Consider the following 16155-nt stretch of genomic DNA (forward strand, 5'->3'; position numbering starts at 1 on the left):
GTATAGGGGGATAATGTGCATAAACTTATGCACATCCAAAACCTGCCAATTACCGATAAAAAAAAATGATCACTAATTTAGGCATTTTTAACGTTCACTTAACATATCGTTCATCTTTTTCACAAAATTGAAAAGAAATTTTAATCATCCCTTAATAATCATCCTTTACAATAAGACTTGTAAGCCTAATAAAAAAGGAGATGAGTACAAATGATCGTCTATGATATCGTTTTGAATGGCGAAATTAAAGAAACCATTAAACCCCGCAAGAACCGTTTGAAAGAAATTTATGCCTATATGCAAGAACAAACGAAGTTAATGCAAGCCAAGTATGGTGACAATGTTCGAATTAAAGGCCGAATCGTGTATTAAGAAAGTCCTATCACCCTCGGCCTGCTCTTCTTCCACAATCAAATAATTAAATAATCCCTTTGCGATGTAAAACGGTGATTAATCGATAGAAATCATAGCTGCCTTTCTCGGGTGTGTCGATGAGTCCTGCTTTTACCGCTGCATCAATGCCTGGTTTGGCCCAAGCCGGTATGACGGATAGTGCCGTTTGGTCTTCAAGTGATTGAACTCTCTCGTTTAACGCTGCGATTTGTTCCTGTAGTTTCTCTAACATCCGAATGACCTCCTCATCGAAGAAACTTAACCCCTCTGTTACTATGATGGCATTTAATTTACTTGTGTAGGCAGGGTCAGTCGCGTATCCACTTTGCTGTAAAGCTGTTGTTTGAGCCTGTGGACTGCTCGCTGACCGAACTGCCGCATATCGCGTTGCTTGAAATAGTAGATCTTGATCCCGAAATCCATCCTCAATAGAGGCGTAAGCTCGAAAATCCCCTATCACATTAGTCACATTTTGCCCATTTATGAATTCCCAGGTTCTTGCAGAGACACGATCTCCCCGCCAGTAAGGCGTCAGTACGCCATTCCCAACTTTGTAACCTACCAAATTGTTCCACGCATTGATTTTGCCACCTGTTTCCAGCAACGCTTGTGATATCCGGACAGATGGGAAAATCGGTGAGCCTTCTAAACGCAACTTAACTGCAATCGGTGCAACGAGATCGATGAAATCCTTTCTTGAAGCCATGGAACGCCCTCCCTTCTATCAACTGCAAAGTTATATATTATAGTATTCCATAAAATGGTAGGTAGAGACGGCTAGTAGAGGGTCTAGATGTGGATATTTCATTGAAATTGTTCACATAAAAAAGGAAGAGGGTGCGCCTCAGTCATTTTCATGACCTTCGGGACACCCTCATCTATCATTCTTTAATAAACATCGCGTTGGTAACGTCCTTGCTCTTGCAAGCCATTCAAATAAGCTTCAGCCTCTTCGCGGTTCAACTTGCCTTCTTTTTCAATAATATCAATCAACGTGTTGTGAACATCCTTCGCCATGTTTTGTTTATCGCCGCACACGTAGAAGTAAGCGCCGCTCTCTAACCATGCGAATAACTCTTGGCTATTCTCCTGCATTTTATTCTGTACATACACTTTCTGCGCCGTATCGCGTGAGAAAGCTACGTCAATCTTGGTCAGTGCGCCAGCCTGTTGATATTGCTCCAACTCTTCCTTATACAGGTAATCTGTCGCAGAACGCTGGTCTCCAAAGAACAACCACGCTTTGCCTGACGCTTGGCTCACTGCACGCTCTTGAATAAACGAACGGAATGGCGCAATACCTGTTCCTGGACCTACCATGATGATATCCTGCTCCGAGGACTCCGGCAGGTTAAAATGTTTGTTCAGTTGGACAAACACAGGAACCGTATCACCTTCGTTCAGGCGCTCTGCGCACATCACGGAACATACACCTTTGCGCTCGCGGCCATGCGACATGTAGCGAACAGCACCGATCGTAAGGTGAACTTCCCCCGGATTGGCTGCAAAGCTGCTTGCAATGGAATATAAGCGTGGCGGCATTTTTCTTAATAAAGCAACAATATCGTGCGGGGAAGCTTTCCATGGACCAAATTCACTTAGCAAATCAAGCAAATCACGGCCGTCTGTATAAGCCTTCAACTGCTCCGTATCTGCAACAAGTTGCTTCAATGCTTCATTGTCGGAAAATTCAACGGCTTGCTGAACGATTTTTCTGGACAGCAGCGTAAGCTCGAAATGCTTCAAAAGCGCTTCTTGAAGCGGAAGAGTATCGTTTTGTTTATTAATGACAACCGCTGTGTCCGCATCCCACTTCATGACCTCAAGAATACCAGCGACCAACTCCGGATCGTTGTCAGGCACTACGCCTAAGCAGTCGCCAGGCACATAGGACAGGCCAGAGCCTTCAAGTGAAAGTTCAATATGACGTGTTTCTTTTGTGGATCCTTCACCGTTCAAATTCGTATTTTTCAACACTTTGGCTTGAAACGGATTGGTTCTAGAAAACAAGGATGGTACTTTTTCGACATCAGTAACTTGCATTTCTCTTCACCCCATGAGAATTTTTTTCATTTAGAATAGCACATGCCGCTCAACTTAGGAATATTTTTTAATTAACTCTATTATGAATTATTAGGTTTTTCCAAAAAATTAAACAATTTGTCTTAATTTGAGGCCAATTTTTCATTTTATGAGCCTATTTCACACAAAAAAACAAAAAACCTCCCAAATCTGTGTTAAACATCAACACAAACTTGGAAGGTTCGTTATCGGTTATTATGCCTCAACCTTATCATCGCAAGGCTCAGGTGTTCCTTCATAATCCGCTGGCTTGAAGGACGAGCCACAACCACAAGATGCTACTGCATTCGGGTTATTGATGGTGAAGCCGCCGCCCATGCCTTTATCTTCGAAGTCGATTTGGACGCCGTATAAATACTTAGCGCTTTCCTCGTCAACAACAACTTTAACGCCGTGAATGGTAAATTCTTTATCGTCAGACTTTTGATCATCGTCAAAGCCCATTCCGTAAGAAAAGCCGCTGCAACCGCCAGCTTTCACGCCAAGGCGTAAGAATAGCTTTGTAGACTCTTCAGCAGCCAAAAGCTCTTTAATCTTATCACTTGCTGATTCACTAATGTTAATCATAATGGAAATCCCTCCTTGGTTGTTCCCTACATAATAAAGGAAACCTGGCATTCGCATACGAAGTGCTTGCTTCAAGTATACTCCTAATCCATCCGATGCTCAAGGGCAGTTGTTCACTGTTTAGGACGTCTTATGGCATAATACTGCAATAATAGCTGGTCTAGATCTCGACTGCATTTCTGCACATCAGGATGAAGGAAACCATATGAGGTTCCTAAACTAACCATTTTACCTCGTAGCAGTTCAATTTTATTATGAAGTCGTTCCTGCGGTTCGGTCACGAATAATGGTAGCACGATTATTATCACCTTTAGCCCTTACGTAATCACATTGCAATAGTATACAGGAATTTGTTAATATTGGGAATAACATTTGGCCAATTTCATCGAAAAAATATAGGACATGGATAAGATTGTCGATTTATCTTCAACGTTCTGATGTTGCCCCTCCTAAGTAGGAGGTTTATAATAAGATGGATGGAAAGCTTGTATCGTTATAGATCTGGTTGTGAATTCCTTCACCGAACGGGTTGACAGGTACGCGAGCAACTCACACCACCTAACGCACCTAGTTCTAATTGCTAGCTGCGTCGTTTCATTTTGCGGTTTATTTTATATTTATAGGAGGCATGGAACATGAGTATTACGACAGTAGACCCGATCAAACGGATGGCTGAGATTGCTGACAAAGTTGAGAACGGCGAACGTTTGACCATGGAAGATGGACTGTTTTTATATGAATCTGACGACCTTTTAACCATTGGTCAATTAGCTAATAAAGTGAACACACGATTGAATGGAAACAAGGTTTATTTTGTACAAAACATGAGCTTATATTTCACGAATGTCTGTGAGGAGCATTGTTCATTTTGTCATTTCCGCCGCGATGAAGGTCAAGAAGGAGCTTACACATTAACGCCGGATCAGATGTTAGATTATATTGCCGAGAATTTTAACCCTGAAATTAAAGAGTTCCATATTAGTCAGGGGCACAACCCCCATCTGCCTTTCGAGTATTATGTCGATTGTATTCGTCGGTTGAAGCAAGCTTACCCAGACGTAACGATTAAAGCTCATACGGCTGCTGAGATTGAATTTTTCTCCCGTATCAGTGGCTTAAGCTACCGCGAAGTGCTGAAAACATTAATGGATGCAGGACTTTCCACGCTGCCTGGCGGCGGAGCCGAAATCCTTACAGAACGTTACCGTTCGAAAATGAAGGTCGAGAAAGCTTCCACCGAAGAATGGCTGGATGTTCACCGTCAAGCTCATCTTCTTGGGATGAAGACGCACGCGACCATGCTATATGGTTCAATTGAAACGAAAGAAGAACGAATTCGCCATATGATGTTGCTGCGCGAACTGCAAGACGAAACAGGCGGTTTCCTCGTATTCATTCCTAACTCTGTTCAGCCAGCGAGCAAAAATGCAAGTCTTAAACGTTTCGTTCCCGCTTGGGACGAACTCAAAACAATGGCAATAAGCCGCTTAATGTTGGACAATTTCCCACATATTAAGGCTTACTTCATCAATATTGGAACGAAACTTACGCAACTTTCCTTCACATTCGGTGCTTCAGATGCTCATGGCACGATCGTGAAAGAGAAAATCTCGCATGCTGCTGGCGCTCTTTCACCAGAAGGTTTAACACGCGATGAGATTGTATGGCTCATTCAAGGTGCGGGCCGCGTCGCTGTTGAGCGAGACACCTTTTATAATGAAATTAAAGTGTATGAGAGATAATAGAGAATAGATCATCGTTCAGAAGGGATATTGGTTGGCTATGAAAAAGTTTGTCATTCTCGGAGGAGGCTATGGCGGTTTGACCATAGCTTTAAACTTGTTGGAAAAGGATCTACCCGACGAAACAGAAATTATTATGATTGATCGCAGTCCCTTTCAAGGTCTCAAAACCGAATATTATGCCCTTGCTTCAGGTACCATTGCGGAAACTCATATTCGTGTTGCCTATCCGGATGATTCGCGACTACAGCTTGTGTACGGAGAAGTTTCTGGTGTTGATCTTAGCACGAAACAAATCAACTTCTACGATAAAGAACCCATTACCTATGACTGGTTAGTCATTGGTCTGGGTTGTGTAGATAGTTATCACGGAATTACCGGCGCTCAGGAGTTTTCTTCCAGTATTCAAACACTGGCTCAAACCCGTGCAACCTATCAAAAAATAAACAACATCAATCCGTACGGACAAGTCTCCATCATTGGTGGAGGACTTAGCGGAGTAGAGATGGCTTCAGAGCTTCGTGAGAGCCGCCCCGATCTCAATATTCGATTAATCGATCGTGGACCAAGTCTGCTCTCTGCTTTCCCTACGAATCTGCAGCAGTACGTGCGTGAATGGATGATCGAACATCATATCGAGCTGCGGACACAAGTTTCGCTTGTTCGATTAGATGGCGGAGATCTTTATAATCAGGATGAAATTATCCGTACAGATGCGACAATTTGGACGGCGGGTATACAACCAACGCCTATTGTCGAAGCTTTGAATGTACCAAAAGACCGCCAAGGACGTATTCTGTTAAATGAGTACCACCAAATTCCGAACTACGAAGATGTTTTCGTCGTAGGTGACTGCGCGTCATTACCTTTCTCACCAAGCGCTCAAGCAGCTCAAGCGCAAGGCAAGCAAATTGCAGAAGCCATTCAAGCGATCTGGAAAGGCGAGACTCCTAAACTTGGCAAGATTAAGCTAAGAGGAACGCTCGGCTCGCTTGGTAAGAAAAGTGGCTTCGGTATTATGGGTAAACGTACACTAATGACTGGTAAAATTGCTCGTATGCTCAAAAGCGGCGTGCTCTGGAAATCCAAACGCCACTTCGGTTAAGTTTTATTCACTAAGCAAGTCATACATGGCTTCAATCTCTTTGATCTTATCTAAAATGGCAGTATGGAGACTCTCTGCGCTTTCAGCAGCAATAATCTCGCCATTGACTAGCGCGTAGGGCTCCATATAACACTGTCCGCAATTGCCCAGACAACCGTATTCCATAACATCGAATTCGGGATTTGCTTCAAGGTCTTTCATGACTTTATCAGTTCCTGTGTGCATATTACTGGCACAAAATTCTATAATTGGTCGCATTTAAAAATTCCACCCCATGCTGATAGTTTCAAGCCTCAAACCATTTTCATTTAAAGCGTATTGTACTATAATAGATAAAGAAAGGAGATGAATCAAATGACAGAAAAAACCAAAGAAGCGATTTACGATGAAGTTCTTGAGGTTTTAGATAAACTTCGTCCTTTCCTACAACGTGATGGCGGTGACGTCGATCTAGTTGATGTGGAAGACGGAATCGTAAAACTGAAACTTATGGGTGCCTGCGGTAGCTGCCCGAGCTCAACAATCACATTGAAGGCTGGTATTGAGCGCGCATTAGTTGAAGAGGTAGAAGGCATAACAGAAGTCGTACAGGTATTCTAATTACGACTATATCATGAGATAAACTTTTATCGTAGTCTTTCGAAGATGATCGACCGCGTTTAGATGTTGTTTATATCGCCAATAAGAATTTTTACTTCCGCACACCCGGAAATTTCTAAATTCTTATGTGGAAAGAAAGAGCTTACCTCTAGGGTAAGCTCTTTTTGCTGTACGGTACGAGGACTATTCCGATTTGCGTTGTTTGATCACCGGGATTGGTTGGATAGGATCCAATGCACCAGAGATATCCATAATATTGCCGGTTATGAAATCTGAGTTAGGCGAGCATAGAAAATCGATGACACGCGCAACATCCTCGCCTGTTCCTGGTCTCCCCACAGGTGTTTCCCCATCCACTTCTAAGCGTGCTTCTTCCATCGTGCGCTCTTTGTTCTTCCCGCGAATATCACCTGGACAAATCATATTCACCGTGATGCCATGCGCGGCTTCTTCCTCGGCTAATGTTTTGGTAAAGGAGACTAACCCAACCTTGGCAGCCGCATAGGCAGCTCTGTGCGTCCAGCCCCTTGCTTCCGCCGCTTTCCCGAAACCGAAATGGATGATACGCCCCCATCGCTTCTCGCGCATCATAGGCAGCACAAGATGATCTAACGTCATTACGCCCAGCAGATTTCCGCGCATTAAATAGTCAATTTCATCGATCTCGTAATCAGCGAAAAAGCGCCGCTCCCGTACAAAAGGCCCTGCATTGTTCACAAGTATATCAATCGATCCCAGCGCTGAGACCGTTTCTTCCACCATACGGATATTATCCTCGCGTTTGGCTACATCCCCTTGAACAGCGATGCTGCGCACGCCCATTTCCGTCAATAGCTGAACAAGTTCAGCAGCTTCCCTCTCGCTTGTTACATAGTTCACAGCGACCTGGCAGCCTTTCTTGGCTAAGGTTAATGCCGTCATTTTGCCCAAACCCTTGGCACTGCCTGTAACCAGTACTGTTCGACCTCTTAATGGCATGGTCCCCTACCCCTTTGTCACATACGCCGTAATGTAAGTAAATGCTACTGTTAAGGTTCGGCATACCATGTCAAATCCCTGCTGCAAATCATCTAAATTTAGCTTCACATTCTCAAGATGTATGCGCTCACCAAGTAAAGGTTCCTTCTGCTGGAGATCGTCCAGCATCTCTGCATTAATGTAGTGCATTTCCATATTACGCAGATTGCGGAGTCGTTCTAACGGCGTTTTATAAGCCATTTTGAGCGTATAAAGCTGTAGTTCTAACGAACCATGAAGATGCTTCTCATGCATATGGCGCAGAACTGTAAAATACGAGAATCGCGATTTTAACGTCTCTGTTTTTAAAGAGAAGAGGTCATTCATGAAAGTCCCTAGCTTATCTAAAATAGAAAATAGACGAATAAACGCATTTTTGAAGAAATACACAAATCGCTGATACGTCTCTGTTTCCTGCGGATTCATGTCCTCCAGAAAGCCCTTCACGATCATCTCACCATAGCGCTCGCAGCAATATTTGCTTTGTTCACATTCATCTAAAGCATCGATAAACCCCTTACTCCATATGGCTTGCCGATGAAAGATCGAATATTCCGTAGAGAGGTGACTCTGCTCGGTGGCGATCTGTTTCATATAGGCTCTTATTGCATCTCCTGCTTCCAGCAGGAGACCACTATCAACACGTTTCGGCTCATTAAATAAGACACGAAGCATAAGATCACCTCCCTTTTTATCATCATCTGATCATCTTGTTACTTGGATACCGTTTTGGCTGTTGAGACAGGCATAGCGGATCGCTTAGCTCCCGCAGTACGATCACGCTGCACGAAATACATCGCAGCCAACACACCTGCACCTCCCAAATACTGACTTAACGAGATCGATTCTCCAAGGAAAATGAAGCCCCCAAGCGCAGCAGTCACAGGAAGCAAGTAACCGTAAGCCGATGATTTAAATGGTCCTAACTTAGCTAAACTCCAATTATGCAGAGAAAACCCGACAGCCGTTGCCAAGAGCGAAGTATAAATTAAACTAATCCATCCAGCCTGCGAGATCGCTGCGAAGTAAGCACCATCCGCACGCAATATGACGAAGGGTAATAAAGACAAAGCTCCCGCTGTCATTTCTAGTGAAATGAGGATTGGAAGTGGATATTTTATCACCAAACGATTCATCCCAATGAGATAAATGGCTCCCATGAAACTGCGCATCAAGAGCAAGATATCCCCTCTCAATGTATCACTGCCTAAGTGAAAGCCCTCGGCGCCCCCTGAGACAATGAGCATTACACTACCGAGTGCCAAAGGAATCCCAACCAGAATTCTCCAAGTAATCTTCACTTGCCCGACAATTACGGCAATGAGTACGGTTATTACAGGCATGAAGCCTCGCCCCAGCACAGCACCATTCGCAGCATTGGAAAACTGTAACGCATATTGCAGGAGTGCTTCCATTCCAACGGCATTGAGTATGCCTAACCCACAGATAAGCAGAAGATCGCGACCTGCAATGTGAAAACGAAGCGACCGAGAACGATAATAGAAGTAAGTATAGACCCACAGGATCGGAATCATACTTGCGAAGCGTAGACCATTAAAGACTAGACTGTCCCATTCTCTTCCGCCGATTTTGAGAGAGGCCAAATTAATTCCCCAAAGCAGGTAGACCAATACAAATCCCAAATGTGGGTAGATCGCTCGTAAACGTCCCGAGTTCATCACGTCGTAACACCTCTATAATGGAAATGGCCTTCCGTTAGAAGGCCTTGTTGTGCCTGTGCCGCATGATGCTGCTAGGCTTTACGATCATATAACGTGAGTACACACAAATAACATAAGAATCCAAACATACAAGCCACAATAATGGCATGAATCATACCTGTAAATAAATAAGCAACTTCATTCCCTAAGGACCATGTTACGACTGCGCCGCTAATCACTTGAAGCGAAACGAGAATAAGAGCCCATTTGCTCCCGAACCAAAGTTTGTCCGTCTTCTGATAATGGCGTCGAGCTTGCAGGTACAAAAATAAGATACATACAAAGAGCAGCAAAGCGGCAATCCGATGTGTAAACACAATGCCAGTTGCACCGCTAAGTTCAGGGATCACTTCGCCATTGCATAACGGCCAGCCCGAGCAGCCACCCGAAGAAACGGTATGACGCACGAATGCTCCTAAGTAAACTACAACGTAGCTGTAAATAGCTGTAAACCAGACGATTACTTTAAAACTAGTATGAATCTGCGTTGTTCGAATAAATTGTCCCCACGGGGTAAACACGAGTGCAAGCAGCAGGGAGAAAGCAAAGGCAAGCAAGGATAAACCGAAATGAAGAGCAAGGACAAGTGAGGATTGCGGCCAAACAACGGCCAATGCGCCCATCGCTGCTTGAATCAAGGTCATGACTACGGTTGCTGTGATAAAGAATTTAGCATCTCTACGCTTCACATAGCGGAACACCAAGTAAAACGTTACAACAAGTATCATGGTCACAACACCTACAACTAAGCGATGACTGTACTCGATAAACGAAGAAATGGTATGTGCTGGAATGAATTTCCCATGGCATAACGGCCATTCGTCGCCGCAGCCCCGGCCAGCGTCAGCCTTAGTTACTAAGGCCCCCATCGCAAGAATAAGAAACATGCCGATGGCGGATAAATTCGCAAATCTTTGGATCCATTTTTGCATGATTGCACCTACTTTATGTCATATCTACTGAGGATCATGTCGAATACTGTAGTTCCGCTTTAATTATAGCTGTAATATGAAGCCATTTCCATTCGCAATTGTTACAAAGCTCCGAAACAACAGGGAATCGAGCTACGCCCAAGACTTGGAAATAACATTATAGTGTGTGTAGTATGGAAGCATTTATTCCGAATATGAAAAAAGGTTCGATTCGAGCCTGGCTAACATCAAAAAACACCGGCATCGAATTAATCCGACAACGGTGTCCATGTGATGTGTATTCAAACTACTCCTTCTTAAGGAGCCAACGCATTCGAAACTTCAATTGCACGGTCAAGGAATTGCTCAATTTCCTCACGGGTTTTACGCAGTTTGCTGACGAAACGAACGACTTCTTGCCCGTTACGGAAAGCAATGAAACTCGGGATACCTAAGATGTTCAATTGTTCGCACAAATCCGGGAATTCATCACGATCCAGTTCAATGAAAGTAAGACGGCCTTCATAGGCTTGCTCTACAGCAGGCATAAAAGGATCAATATAATGGCAATCCTTACACCATGTCGTTTTAAAAATAGCTATTGTCACGCCAGACTGCGAAATTTGCTCTTGAAATTGTTGCTCAGTCGATACTTTACGCATAGGACACCTCATCACTTCTAGAATTTACTCTCTTATAGCATGTGAGAAAATCAGTGTCAAGCAGCTGGTTCAGAAAAGTAAAATTTTGAACGACTATGACGTGTTTTTTATTTTCGGCATTTGTTGTAGAATGACATTATTACATAGACCTTTTGGGGAATAGCTATCCGATTGGAGAAAATAATGATCTATCAAAATTTAGAAGAATGCTTAGTTGATTTAGAAAAGAACGGACACTTGGTTCGCATTCATGAAGAAGTTGATCCTGAGCTTGAAATGGCAGCCATTCATATGAAAGTTCATGAAGCTGGTGGCCCAGCCTTATTATTCGAGAATGTGAAAGGTTCCAAGTTTCGGGCGGTATCCAACCTTTTCGGTACCGTAGAGCGCAGCAAATATATATTTCGAGATACTTGGGAAGGCGTGAAAAACGTAATCTCTTTACGAAGCGATCCCATGAAGGCAATGAAAAGCCCACATAAACATATCGGTACGGGTCTGGCTGCCTGGAAAGCCCTGCCAATCAAAATAAACGGTGATCTTCCGGCTTCTTTTGAGGAAATCAACATTGCTGACCTCCCGCTCATCAAGCACTGGCCAGAGGATGGCGGTGCATTCGTCACCCTGCCTCAAGTGTATTCAGAAGATCCGGAGAAACCAGGCATTATGAATTCCAATCTGGGGATGTATCGGATTCAACTAAGCGGGAACGAGTATGAATTAAATAAAGAGATCGGCTTGCATTATCAGATTCATCGCGGTATCGGTGTCCACCAAGCAAAGGCAACTAAGCAAGGAGCACCTTTAAAAGTAAGCATTTTTATTGGCGGACCGCCGGCGCACACTTTGTCAGCGGTTATGCCCCTGCCGGAAGGCATGAGTGAGATTACCTTTGCGGGCTTACTTTCAGGGCGCCGCTTCCGCTACAGCTATATAGATGGCTATTGTATTAGTCACGATGCTGATTTTGTTATCACAGGAGAAATTTATCCTGGCGAAACCAAACCGGAGGGCCCTTTCGGCGATCATTTGGGCTACTACAGCCTTACGCATCCTTTTCCTCTCATGAGAGTGCACAAAGTATATGCGAAGAAGAAGGCAATCTTCCCATTTACTGTCGTGGGCAGACCCCCTCAAGAGGATACGGCGTTCGGGGCATTAATTCATGAACTCACAGGCGATGCAATTAAGCAAGAAATCCCAGGGGTCAAAGAGGTTCATGCTGTAGATGCTGCAGGCGTACACCCTTTGCTCTTTGCGATTGGCAGCGAACGTTACACGCCCTATCAACAAGTCAAGCAACCGGCAGAGCTGCTCACGATTGCTAATCGCATTTTAGGGACGGGACAAGTTAGCTTAGCCAAGTACCTATTCATCACAGCAGAAGAGAGCCAGCCTTTGGATTCCCATGATGTAGAGCAATTCTTACAATACATTTTGGCACGAATAGACCTTCATCGGGACCTTCATTTCTATACCAATACGACGATCGATACCCTAGATTACTCAGGTACAGGTTTAAATAGCGGCAGTAAGGTTGTCTTCGCAGCAGTCGGTGATAAAAAAAGGGATTTATGCTTAGAGGTTCCTGGCGTTTTTAATGAAATACCAGGGGTTCAACATGCGTGTTTGGTGATGCCGGGGATCGTCGCGGTTCAGATGTCCGAATTTAAAAGTTACGGTGAGACACAGGTAGAAATGAACGATTTATGCGAGGCTATTGGCGCAAAAGGCCCACTCCCTGCTTGTCCATTAATCATTGTATGTGATGATAGCCGGTTTATGAGTGAGAGTATTAACAACTTTGTTTGGGCTACATTCACACGCAGCAATCCTTCCCATGATATATATGGCGTGAACAGTTTTTATGCGAATAAACATTGGGCTTGCGATAATGTTGTGATTGATGCGCGAATTAAACCGCACCAAGCACCGCCATTAATACCGGATCCAACGGTTGAAAAAAACATCATGCGCTTATTTGCCGAAGGTGCTGTTCTAGGCGGCATTCAAAAGTAATCAAAAAAATCCAGCCTTGCCCAATTCGGCAAGGCTGGATTTTTTGGGTTTATTATTTATTCAGCTTAGTCAGCATTCATTAAACGGTCACTGCCAACTCGGCATGAGTCATCACGCTGCCAGGGTCACACCTACCCGCTTCACGACCTTGCTTGCTTGCTGATGCAGGAAAATAGAGTTCGTTAGTGAGAGTCCAGTAATTTCGGGGTTTTCACAATAGTTAGAAAATAAATTAAGTTCGTTAGTTAAATGACTTTTTGAAGAGTTAATACTTTAAAAATAGAAAATAAAGTTTGTTAGTGATATTTACTACTTCGAATCTATTTTGTTTTCCTTTGTGCAATAAGAACGTAAGAGACCAATCATGTAAAAAATAACCAGCCTTAGGTAACGGGCTGATTATTTTAGATTCAGAACTTCAATTTGATCTTGCCCTTTTTTCTCAGTTCCATATTCCGTGCATCCCGCACTTTGCGTTTAAACGAAAGGGACTGCCTGAAATTTTTTAAACGCTAATAGGAGAATCGTCGCACCGAACGAGAAGTAGGAAGCGGCATCGCCGACTCTGTTTAAAATTTCTGGCCATAAAAGCATCGCTCCATAGACCAAGAAAGGAAGAGTCACTTGTCTGGATCGAGCAGCTTCGATTAGACATGAAACCTATTGATTAAACCTTTCATCTGCTCGGCCATGGCGGTCAGTTGCGTAGCGGAAGAGGTAATATCCTCTATTGCGGCTAGCTGCTCTTCGGTTGAGGCGGAAGCTTCCTGCGCAGAGGCTGCAATGGTGCCCGTAGCATCAGCGCTGACCAGCATTGTCTCAACCATTTGCTCCGCGCCGGCGGCAATGTGTAGTACTGCAGCAGACACGCCTTCGATTTGCATCTTGGCATCTTGGATCGAGCTTTCAATCTGCTGGAAAGATTGACCGGCGGTGGCGACAACCTGAAGTCCTTGTGTAACTTCAAGGCAGGTATTCTCCATCGCTTGGACAGCATGAGCGGTCTCAGTCTGAATCAAGTTTATCAAATCAGCAATTTGCTTTGCGGACAGTGCACTTTGCTCCGCCAATTTGCGTACCTCTGTCGCGACAACTGCAAAACCTCTGCCTTGCTCGCCGGCTTTAGCTGCTTCAATTGCCGCATTCAGCGCTAAAAGGTTAGTCTGCGAGGAGATGCCTGCAATTTCCTTCACGATGTCCTCGATTTGGAGCGAACGATGACTCAGCCCTTTAACGACTTCACCTAATTCACGGACATTTTGATCGATCGCCTGCATTTGCCGGCTAGCCGTAGCAATTGCTTGTTCACCGTCTGCAGCTTTGGCTGAGGTCGTTGTCGCTGTGCTAGAGGTGCCTTGTGCATTCGCTGCGATCTGCTTTACGTGGGAAGCCATCTCTGTCACCGTCAACATGTTATCATCAGCGCTTTGTACTTCTCTCTCCGTGTGAGTAGCAATTTCTTGCATGGTGGCTGCGATTTGCTCCGTAGCGGAGCAGGTCTGCTCGGCACTAGCCAGAAGCTCCTCAGCCGAAGCCGCAACCTGCTCGGACGTTCCCCGAACTTGCTGAATGATGTGACGAAGACTCTCGGTCATGTTGTTGACGGCATGGAGCAAGCGTCCGATCTCGTCATTGGTTTTTACAGTAAGTGGCTTACCGGTCAAATCCCCTTCGGCGACTGCCACCATTCTATTGGCTATACGCTTAATCGGCACTACGATTTGCTGAGCAATGTAAAGGGCTAGGAATCCCCCAACGATAATCGCCAAAACTGATAGGATAACAATACTGAGCACGAGCTGATCGCCATTTTGCAACAGATGCTCCCCGGATACTTTAATCTCATTTTCCCTTGAAAATGCCAATTTGTTAAAAGCTTCATCAATTTCACGCCCCGTGACGGTGACTTCATTCTTCAGAATCTTTAAGGCAAGCTCCTTGTTGCCGCTATCGTAGGCAGGAAATAGAGTTCCTTCAACAAGCTCACGCCATTTGATACTTTTATTCACCAGGTCGTGGGCCTCTTGGGAGGTGCTCGTAGCCAACAGCGTCTCCTGGAATTTTTTGCTTTCCTCGGTGGTTTCAATGAAACGTTTTTTATAGTCTGGATCGCCAAAAAGAATATATCCCCGAATCAAAGCAATCCGCTTTTGGATATTTCCACTTAGCTTCTCGTCGGCTAAAAGCAAGGTGACATCGTGGGACATGATTGCGCTTACACTCCGATTAAATGAGGATACCTTGGAATAGCTAAAAACTGCCATAACAACCATTAACAATATAACAACTGAAAATCCTAGCAAGATTTTGATTCTTAAGCTCTTGATGGTGTTCATGTCTCTCCCCCGATTCATTTTGACGTATATATACAACAAAACTATTATGGGAGAAAATTCCTTAATATGCAATGGAAATACTTAACAGGTGTATCGTAAAAGTAAATCACCAAATTTTGTCGCTGATTCGAGCACATTCATATCAACGAAAAGAGATATAAGCCAACAATCAACATTAACTATGAGGAACTAAGTCTATTTTATAAGGACTTCTCAACAGACATACGGAAAGTAAACTGCTTTTTTACGCTATCCTGCACGTTCGGGGAAAAGACAGCCGGTTGTGATGGCTGCCTGGTAATAGTCGGTCTAAGCTATAGTTCTCCGTGAGTTAAATGACCTGCTCTTTTGAAACGATGAACTTGAAGGCGAAATTCTCTGATTCTCATGCTTCAAAATGATACTCCATATCCCCAGCCATTGCCGCTGGCGTATCGGCAGTCTTTCGAAAGTCATGTGCGTGCAGAAGTTGAAAATCTCCAAAATCCACTTGTTTATAAAACTCGTAACAAGGGAACCCATCATGACTTCCCTTCACCTGCACGGTCCCATCTTTATGCGCATTAATCTGCAGAGAGTAGTCTACCGTCGGTGCATCAGACCGAAGCGGATTGCTTACGCTCGCTCGCATAGTTAATGATACCGTATCCCCGCTCCACACTTCGTCTTCAATTCGAATCCCGTCTGTAGATGCTTTTCCTTGTTTGTATTCTACTAAGCCGTCTGGGGCTGTCATTTTGAGGACAGTGACACCTGTATCGGAGAAAGAGTTAATTCGTTGCTTTACGAAGTCAATAACGACCTCCTGCTCTACACGGCAACGCCCTGTGTTTACTGCATACGGAGTGAATTCCCTTGCATCCCCCTGATATTCATAAATCATGCCTGAAGAATCTTGAATTGGTGGTAGATAAAGCATACCTCCGATGAACACACTACCTCTAATTTTGATTAATTCTGCCATAATAGTAACCCCTTACTCCTCTTACTAACTTATAAT

17 protein-coding genes are annotated in these 16155 nt (G+C 44.2%); 5 read left to right on the forward strand and 12 right to left on the reverse strand.

The genetic code is table 11. From position 1 onward, the window contains the following. Nucleotides 1–210 precede the first annotated feature (210 nt). On the forward strand, nt 211–372 hold the full coding sequence (locus AC58QT_RS22815) for a mechanosensitive ion channel protein MscL (RefSeq protein WP_310502350.1): 162 nt from the start codon (nt 211–213) through the stop codon (nt 370–372). Between the two features lie 46 nt (nt 373–418). On the opposite strand, the gene AC58QT_RS22820 is transcribed toward AC58QT_RS22815, so the two are convergent. The 4 genes from AC58QT_RS22820 to AC58QT_RS22835 all read right to left on the reverse strand — a co-directional run bounded on the left by AC58QT_RS22820 (nt 419) and on the right by AC58QT_RS22835 (nt 3350). Next, the gene (locus AC58QT_RS22820; protein ID WP_497411044.1) at nt 419–1099 is read right to left on the reverse strand and encodes a glycoside hydrolase family 73 protein; all 681 of its coding nucleotides are present in this window, start codon (nt 1097–1099) and stop codon (nt 419–421) included. A gap of 182 nt (nt 1100–1281) precedes the next feature. After that, nucleotides 1282–2436, reverse strand: a complete 1155-nt coding sequence (locus AC58QT_RS22825; RefSeq protein ID WP_310502352.1) for a sulfite reductase subunit alpha — start codon at nt 2434–2436, stop codon at nt 1282–1284. A 234-nt stretch (nt 2437–2670) separates the two neighbouring features. Continuing rightward, the gene (locus AC58QT_RS22830) at nt 2671–3042 is read right to left on the reverse strand and encodes a HesB/IscA family protein (RefSeq protein WP_310502353.1); all 372 of its coding nucleotides are present in this window, start codon (nt 3040–3042) and stop codon (nt 2671–2673) included. 113 nt (nt 3043–3155) lie between these two features. Beyond that, nucleotides 3156–3350, reverse strand: a complete 195-nt coding sequence (locus AC58QT_RS22835) for an aspartyl-phosphate phosphatase Spo0E family protein (RefSeq protein WP_310502354.1) — start codon at nt 3348–3350, stop codon at nt 3156–3158. A gap of 327 nt (nt 3351–3677) precedes the next feature. On the opposite strand from AC58QT_RS22835, the gene mqnE reads away from it, so the two are divergent. Both mqnE and AC58QT_RS22845 read left to right on the forward strand, forming a co-directional pair. Beyond that, a complete protein-coding gene (gene mqnE / locus AC58QT_RS22840; protein ID WP_310502355.1) occupies nt 3678–4784 on the forward strand; it encodes an aminofutalosine synthase MqnE in 1107 nt (368 codons plus the stop codon). Nucleotides 4785–4824: 40 nt separating this feature from the next. Continuing rightward, complete coding sequence (locus AC58QT_RS22845) at nt 4825–5889, forward strand: NAD(P)/FAD-dependent oxidoreductase (RefSeq protein WP_497411180.1); 1065 nt, start codon at nt 4825–4827, stop codon at nt 5887–5889. Nucleotides 5890–5892: 3 nt separating this feature from the next. On the opposite strand, the gene AC58QT_RS22850 is transcribed toward AC58QT_RS22845, so the two are convergent. Then, nucleotides 5893–6147, reverse strand: coding sequence for a YuzB family protein (locus AC58QT_RS22850; RefSeq protein ID WP_310502357.1), 255 nt, complete (start codon nt 6145–6147; stop codon nt 5893–5895). Nucleotides 6148–6243: 96 nt separating this feature from the next. Here AC58QT_RS22850 and AC58QT_RS22855 point away from each other — a divergent pair, with 96 nt between their 5' ends. Further along, nucleotides 6244–6489 (forward strand): NifU family protein, encoded by a 246-nt coding sequence (locus tag AC58QT_RS22855; RefSeq protein WP_028558591.1) that lies wholly within the window; start codon nt 6244–6246, stop codon nt 6487–6489. Nucleotides 6490–6672: 183 nt separating this feature from the next. On the opposite strand, the gene AC58QT_RS22860 is transcribed toward AC58QT_RS22855, so the two are convergent. From AC58QT_RS22860 to AC58QT_RS22880, 5 genes are all read right to left on the reverse strand, one after another. Then, nucleotides 6673–7467, reverse strand: coding sequence for an SDR family oxidoreductase (locus tag AC58QT_RS22860; protein WP_497411045.1), 795 nt, complete (start codon nt 7465–7467; stop codon nt 6673–6675). A 6-nt stretch (nt 7468–7473) separates the two neighbouring features. Next, the gene (locus AC58QT_RS22865) at nt 7474–8181 is read right to left on the reverse strand and encodes a Cthe_2314 family HEPN domain-containing protein (RefSeq protein WP_497411046.1); all 708 of its coding nucleotides are present in this window, start codon (nt 8179–8181) and stop codon (nt 7474–7476) included. Nucleotides 8182–8219: 38 nt separating this feature from the next. Continuing rightward, the gene (locus AC58QT_RS22870) at nt 8220–9185 is read right to left on the reverse strand and encodes a DMT family transporter (protein WP_497411047.1); all 966 of its coding nucleotides are present in this window, start codon (nt 9183–9185) and stop codon (nt 8220–8222) included. Between the two features lie 74 nt (nt 9186–9259). Then, nucleotides 9260–10159 (reverse strand): COX15/CtaA family protein, encoded by a 900-nt coding sequence (locus AC58QT_RS22875; protein ID WP_497411048.1) that lies wholly within the window; start codon nt 10157–10159, stop codon nt 9260–9262. Nucleotides 10160–10455: 296 nt separating this feature from the next. Then, nucleotides 10456–10800 carry a thioredoxin family protein gene (locus AC58QT_RS22880; protein ID WP_056613511.1) on the reverse strand — a complete coding sequence of 115 codons (345 nt, stop codon included), beginning with the start codon at nt 10798–10800 and terminating at the stop codon, nt 10456–10458. Nucleotides 10801–10983: 183 nt separating this feature from the next. Here AC58QT_RS22880 and AC58QT_RS22885 point away from each other — a divergent pair, with 183 nt between their 5' ends. Next, complete coding sequence (locus tag AC58QT_RS22885; protein WP_497411049.1) at nt 10984–12819, forward strand: UbiD family decarboxylase; 1836 nt, start codon at nt 10984–10986, stop codon at nt 12817–12819. Between the two features lie 647 nt (nt 12820–13466). Here the strand turns inward: AC58QT_RS22885 and AC58QT_RS22890 are convergent. Then, nucleotides 13467–15155: a methyl-accepting chemotaxis protein gene (locus tag AC58QT_RS22890; RefSeq protein WP_497411050.1), complete on the reverse strand. Its 1689-nt coding sequence runs from the start codon at nt 15153–15155 to the stop codon at nt 13467–13469. Nucleotides 15156–15540: 385 nt separating this feature from the next. Next, nucleotides 15541–16119, reverse strand: a complete 579-nt coding sequence (locus tag AC58QT_RS22895; protein WP_497411051.1) for a DUF3238 domain-containing protein — start codon at nt 16117–16119, stop codon at nt 15541–15543. Between the last annotated feature and the right edge of the window lie 36 nt (nt 16120–16155).

Source organism: Paenibacillus sp. J31R109 (genome assembly GCF_059692055.1).